The sequence below is a fragment of the Halovulum sp. GXIMD14793 genome, from assembly GCF_054457435.1.
In genome coordinates this window covers 1-5,195 of record NZ_JBTLNE010000104.1, presented here as the reverse complement: position 1 = coordinate 5,195, position 5,195 = coordinate 1, and the positions used below count along the sequence as shown (strand labels likewise).

At 55.0% G+C, this 5,195-nt stretch carries 10 protein-coding genes; 5 read left to right on the top strand and 5 right to left on the bottom strand.

Going from position 1 to position 5,195, the window contains the following annotated elements; all coding sequences use genetic code 11:
- The first annotated feature begins 154 nt into the window (after positions 1-154).
- Positions 155-703 carry a tyrosine-type recombinase/integrase gene (locus ACW9UQ_RS18295; protein WP_458932428.1) on the top strand — a complete coding sequence of 183 codons (549 nt, stop codon included), beginning with the start codon at positions 155-157 and terminating at the stop codon, positions 701-703.
- Between the two features lie 186 nt (positions 704-889).
- Here the strand turns inward: ACW9UQ_RS18295 and ACW9UQ_RS18290 are convergent, their stop codons facing one another.
- Both ACW9UQ_RS18290 and ACW9UQ_RS18285 read right to left on the bottom strand, forming a co-directional pair.
- Positions 890-1,384 carry a hypothetical protein gene (locus ACW9UQ_RS18290; protein WP_458932426.1) on the bottom strand — a complete coding sequence of 165 codons (495 nt, stop codon included), beginning with the start codon at positions 1,382-1,384 and terminating at the stop codon, positions 890-892.
- Positions 1,385-1,728: 344 nt separating this feature from the next.
- Positions 1,729-1,935: a cold-shock protein gene (locus ACW9UQ_RS18285; protein ID WP_458932425.1), complete on the bottom strand. Its 207-nt coding sequence runs from the start codon at positions 1,933-1,935 to the stop codon at positions 1,729-1,731.
- Positions 1,936-2,102: 167 nt separating this feature from the next.
- Between ACW9UQ_RS18285 and ACW9UQ_RS18280 the strand changes: the two genes are divergently transcribed.
- Positions 2,103-2,327: a hypothetical protein gene (locus ACW9UQ_RS18280; protein WP_458932424.1), complete on the top strand. Its 225-nt coding sequence runs from the start codon at positions 2,103-2,105 to the stop codon at positions 2,325-2,327.
- Positions 2,328-2,384: 57 nt separating this feature from the next.
- Here ACW9UQ_RS18280 and ACW9UQ_RS18275 read toward each other — a convergent pair whose 3' ends face one another.
- The gene (locus ACW9UQ_RS18275; protein WP_458932427.1) at positions 2,385-2,618 is read right to left on the bottom strand and encodes a hypothetical protein; all 234 of its coding nucleotides are present in this window, start codon (positions 2,616-2,618) and stop codon (positions 2,385-2,387) included.
- 151 nt (positions 2,619-2,769) lie between these two features.
- On the opposite strand from ACW9UQ_RS18275, the gene ACW9UQ_RS18270 reads away from it, so the two are divergent.
- Entirely contained in the window at positions 2,770-3,504 is a 735-nt protein-coding gene (locus ACW9UQ_RS18270) for a Crp/Fnr family transcriptional regulator (protein WP_458932423.1), read from the top strand.
- Between the two features lie 56 nt (positions 3,505-3,560).
- On the opposite strand, the gene ACW9UQ_RS18265 is transcribed toward ACW9UQ_RS18270, so the two are convergent.
- Positions 3,561-3,761 (bottom strand): hypothetical protein, encoded by a 201-nt coding sequence (locus ACW9UQ_RS18265; RefSeq protein WP_458932422.1) that lies wholly within the window; start codon positions 3,759-3,761, stop codon positions 3,561-3,563.
- A 172-nt stretch (positions 3,762-3,933) separates the two neighbouring features.
- On the bottom strand, positions 3,934-4,350 hold the full coding sequence (locus tag ACW9UQ_RS18260; RefSeq protein ID WP_458932421.1) for a hypothetical protein: 417 nt from the start codon (positions 4,348-4,350) through the stop codon (positions 3,934-3,936).
- A gap of 242 nt (positions 4,351-4,592) precedes the next feature.
- Here ACW9UQ_RS18260 and ACW9UQ_RS18255 point away from each other — a divergent pair, with 242 nt between their 5' ends.
- Complete coding sequence (locus ACW9UQ_RS18255; RefSeq protein ID WP_458932420.1) at positions 4,593-4,907, top strand: hypothetical protein; 315 nt, start codon at positions 4,593-4,595, stop codon at positions 4,905-4,907.
- On the top strand, positions 4,904-5,110 hold the full coding sequence (locus tag ACW9UQ_RS18250) for a hypothetical protein (protein WP_458932419.1): 207 nt from the start codon (positions 4,904-4,906) through the stop codon (positions 5,108-5,110). Before ACW9UQ_RS18255 ends, ACW9UQ_RS18250 begins: the two co-directional genes overlap by 4 nt.
- Positions 5,111-5,195 lie beyond the last annotated feature (85 nt).

Here is a 5,195-nt window from a genome sequence, read left to right as displayed (position 1 = left end):
TGTCATGACCCCTCCAGACGCAAGCATCATCTGAGATCATATCAAGCCGTCAATCGCCAATTTGTTCTCTTCATGTTCTTCCAAAAGCCCAAATATGCAGCTTCGGGCCATCTAGGCCAACAAGGGGCGGATTATCGGCCAGAAACGGCCGTTGCTGCCAAAACAGGTTTGGGCGATCCGAGCACGACTCGAGTTGGCCAACAACCTTCGCGATCTGGCGCTTTTTAACGTTGCCATCGACAGCAAATTACGTGGATGTGATCTGGTCAGGCTCTCTGTGGTCGATCTGGTCAAAGAGGACCGCGTCCGAGAACGGGTTTCGGTCATCCAGAGCAAAACCAAGCGGCCTGTTCAGTTTGAACTGTCGGAAAACACAAGGGAAACTGTCCTGGCTTGGGTCAGATCACCCGAGATGCTCGCTTACACGTTCATCTTTCCCAGCCGTTTCCACGATCGCCCGCACATCTCAACCCGTCAGTATGGCCGTTTGGTGCACGATTGGGTGTCGGCGATTGGTCTGGAACCGAGTGGATACGGAACGCATTCGCTGCGCCGAACAAAAGCTGCTGAGATCTACCGGAAAACAGGTAACCTGCGTGCGGTTCAACTCTTGCTCGGACATACGAAAGTCGACAGCACGGTTCGTTACTTAGGAGTTGAACTCGAAGATGCTCTGAGCATTTCCGAGAGCATTGAACTCTAGCACTGGTTGCGCGTCGGGTGACGCCCGCCTTTGCGGGCCGACCCGCCGCCCGTTTGTCGCTGAATTACATGTGCTGAAAAGGGTTTAATGGTTGCCCGCCGTCCCAGTCATCCCGGATTGATCAAGATTGATTGAATTGGCAATCAGCCCAAATTGGTCGATCACACGGACGGCTTTCCGATTAACTCATGCAGCGATACGGATGGCGGTGCAAAGCTCTGGGTGCATGATCCAGTTGCCGGGCTTCTGGTTATGTGCGGAAGCACTTTGGTATCCAATAATCGCACTTCCACCCGAACTTGTTGAAGGGAACATAGAGCCTGTCTCGGAAGACAGATATCTCGTAATCATGCGACCCGCGCTGGCGAGCGCTCGGTTGGCCGAGGCCGTGGACTTGTAGCTGCCAGCATTCGCGACCGTCACCTCTGCCAACCCGTCCGTGTCCGCAAGTGACAACGCCATCATCATGGCGCGCTGTGAGCGCGTCAGGTTTACGGCGTTAAGCGCTTCCGCGTATTCGTCGGATGTGGGGACCTGTGTTCCCGTGCAGGGATCGGTTCTGCGGTCTTTGGCCCTGCGGACTTCGCGCGCATCAATGGCGGAATGCAATGCGATGATCGCAGCTGCTTCGGTCTGGCCGGTCGCCTCGGCAATCAGGCCGCGCGCCTTCGTTGGTGGCATCGGAAACGCGCGGGCACTGTATGCGCCTGCGAGACGTCCGGATTTGATCTGATATCTGCCATACTCGCTCAGCCAGATCGCTAAAGCGGGGTGTTTCCTCGTCTCCGAGGCCTTCGATTTCTTCGGCATAGCATTGAAAAGGTCATGGCCAGCTTTCGATCGGTATGAGGTGGTAAAATGTGTGATTGAGCTTATCTCCTACGATAAATTGCATAAAATTCCGGTCCAGGCGAGTATCGCTTCAGGCCAGCCAGCGGTTGTGAGATACAACGTGGCTGCGCTGAAACGCGGTCGCCACCCGGGCGCAAAAGAGGGCACCCCTAAGGAGCGCCCTTTTGCAAGATTCAGGCGAGCGCGATGTTGGCCGCGTTCTCACGACCATCGCGGCCAGTCTCGACATCGAAGGTCACCTTCTGATTGTCGCTCAGGGCGGTCATTCCCGATTTCTCGAGTGCTGAAATGTGCAGAAACACATCCTTCCGACCTGTCTCGGGGGCAATAAAGCCAAATCCTTTGGTGGTGTTGAACCATTTCACTGTGCCATTGGCCATTTGAATATTCCTTGTTTTATCGCTGCCCACGATATGCGGCAGCCCGGCTTCTCACGACAGTGTCGAGCGCTGCGAGCCGATAAAGGAAAACAGAGGGTCGAATGGAGGTCAGTAGCCTATCACACGTGGTGCTTGCTTAGAGGGGTTACAAGGCGCAAGCTGTCTGATTGCTGATGTTTCCTTTTGCCAATTGGGCATCGAGCCGCTATGTGTTGCAAGCTGCCGGGCACCCTGGCGGCAAGCAAAGGAAAGCTAAAATGTCGTTCAACGACTTGGCGAAGAAAGAGGCCGCCGAAAAAAGGGCCTTGCAAGAAAAAGATCCTAAATCGCAGTCCGCACCCAAGCAAACTTCTGAAACAATGTCTGAAGCGACCGATCCGAAGACGGCTTGAGTGGCGCGACTGAGCAACTAGGCATCGCTCACATCTAGTGGAAGAGAATTGGCGCTGCTAGCGCCGCGAAAGGTTGTCGCCAACGATGATCTCATTGATCAATTTGGCGGTTGCAGCATGCACTTTTTGCTCGGCCTCCGAGCCTTGGGCATTCTCGTGGGGCGCTGCTGCATCGCGAAGAATTCCTACGATCTCGCGTTCCGGCAGCAGATTGCGATCTTGCAGCGAAAGTAAGAGAGCCTCGCAAATCGAGAAGGCAGCGAGGCCAGCAGGGTCTTGTTGGTCTGACATCGGGAGCAATCCTCTTCCTTTGTTGACTCGCGACCGGGCGAGGTCGTGATAGTATTGACCAACATCGCAGAGTGTCTGGTATTCTTTACTGATCGAAATCAGTCCGGAAACAGATTTGTTCTTGGAGTATGCGCTGGTTCGGGAGGGACCGATGATGAACATCGAAGTCAGTCCTCTGACTCACAAGCTCTCTGCGTTCGTTGCACTCTCAGAGACAGAACTGGCCGTTCTTGAGCGCTTGCACCAGCGGAGGAAATCTTTCGCCGCAGGGCGCGATTTGGTTCATCAGGGCCAATCCGAACAGGCGGCTTACATTCTGGCTGCGGGCTGGGTTGTATCGTACAAGATCCAGGCTGACGGGTCGCGGCAGATCGTTGATTTCCAGATACCAGGGGATTTTCTGGGGCTGCGCAGCGTGCTTTTACACACATCCGATCATGGGATCGAACCGATTGTCGATATCGAAGCTGCGGAGGTGCTGCAGAGCGATCTTCTGCAAGCCTTCGCCGAGACACCACGGCTGGCCACGGCCATATTATGGGCTGTGTCACGCGACGAGGCGATGGTTGTTGAACATCTGGTTGGGCTGGGGCGACGCGATGCGGATGCGCGCATGGCGCATTTCCTGTTGGAGCTTGGCGTCAGGCTATCACTTGTCGGTATGGGAAACCGAAAGGGCTATGCCTGCCCTCTCACTCAGTATCATCTGGCTGATGCGTTGGGGTTAAGCGCCATCCACGTCAACCGCGTCCTTCGCAAGCTCCGCGAAGGCGGGCTCGTCACGTTTCAGGATGGGCAAGTAACTTTCGATGACTATGAGGGACTAGTTGCCTTGGCGGATTTCGATCCAACCTATCTGGATCAGTCACGGCCTCTTTTGCCGTAAAAAAGCCGCCCACAGTCTTTGGGCGGCCCTGCTGTCTTCTTATGCGGACGCCGACATCACATCAGCGCGCGGCTTGCTTGCTTGAGCTCGTTGTGAGCTTCTTCATCGTTGTCCGCTTCATGGGCCTTTTCAGCGGCTTGGTAGTGCTTCAAAGCGGTGGCTTTTTTGGACCCTTCAGGAGCCTTGTCCCAAGCGGCTTTGACGGACGCCATATGTTTCAAAGTCTGGTTTTCTTGGCTCTGGTCATCATCATTCATGGAAGTGTCCTTTCTTGGACGGTCCGAGAAATTAGAAGCGCAGAACTCATACAATTCGTTGGTGAACTGCATGTATCCCACGCCCCTGAGGTGCTCGAAAAATATACCAACCAAATAAGCGGTCGACATACATGACCTAACCGGTTCAATCGGACCCATGCACTGACGCAGGTTAGCCCGTCTGAGCCAGATAGAAGATCCCTACTAGAACTACGGCCCCAACGAGGGCCATCCTTGTCCAGGAGATCGATTGTTTTGGAGAACTGTCGGCGCCGATTTCCATTGATTTCAAAAGGCGAAGCGACGCGTGCTTCGGCAGCAATGAAACCAAGATTGCCGCTTTGCCCTCGCTTGCCAATGCCAGCACCGGAATGTCGGTAATCGCTTCAAAATGTGAGGTCAGTCGAGCTAACGCGTCCTCCTGGCCAAGATGCGAAAGCTCTCGTGCCTCGGTCCAAGGGTCGAGGTCAAGGCGCGCAAGCGCAGACAAGACCGTAACGGCTGCACCGGTACGGTCCTCGCCCACCTTGGCGAATAGGAAGGCATCAAATTCGTTGCCATCGGGGTGAAGAACGTCCGAGGCGGACATGGGTTTCCTTTCGGCATGAGATTGAGACGACGGATTGCGTTCAGTTGTCTGAGGCCGCGAGACGGCTTCAGCTCATACCCTGACAGCAAAGAACCCGACGGAGACTAATCTCGATCAGCACCGCACGCCGGAGGGTCGACTAAGGTGTACTCAACTGCCTTTCTTCGACGAGGCGATCTTTTCGACGCCTGCCTCAGTGGCGGCGATGAAAAGCCCAGCATTCTATTCATTGGAGACCCGTGATGCTCACGCGTTCGACCAGATCAAAGGTGACGTTTTCTAACGACTTTACGATTGGTGACAGCCAACGGAGATTTCCGGCCGGAACCTATGAAACCGTTGTCGAAGAAGAACTTCTGCAAGGCCTTAGCTTTGAAGCCTACCGACGCACCGCGACATATCTAATCGTCCGGGGGCGAGGGAGAAATGCGGGTCAAACGACCATGCAATTGACCACAATTGAGGATCTTGAGCATGCAATTGCATGTGATCGGGCCCTCTCTGAAACCACCAATCATAGCGACGCGGCGCTTCCCCCGCTGGAGGAATTGAAATGAACATGCCCGAATGGCTGAAACCCGGCATCTATGGTGCCGTAATCGGCGCTGTCTTTGTCGGCGTCGCCGGATTTTCGTGGGGCGGCTGGATGACCGACAGCGCTGCGAATGACAGAGCAATTGCGATGTCCCGTGACGATGTCGTCGCCGCCATGGTACCCGTCTGCCTAGTGACCTGCCCCCCGAGGCTCCCTCATTCATAACGAGAGTCTGCGGGTCTGGTTTTCATATTCGTTGGTTTCGTTTTGGGCAAGCGCGCCGGGCGCGGAGCCCTCAAATTGCTCAAGC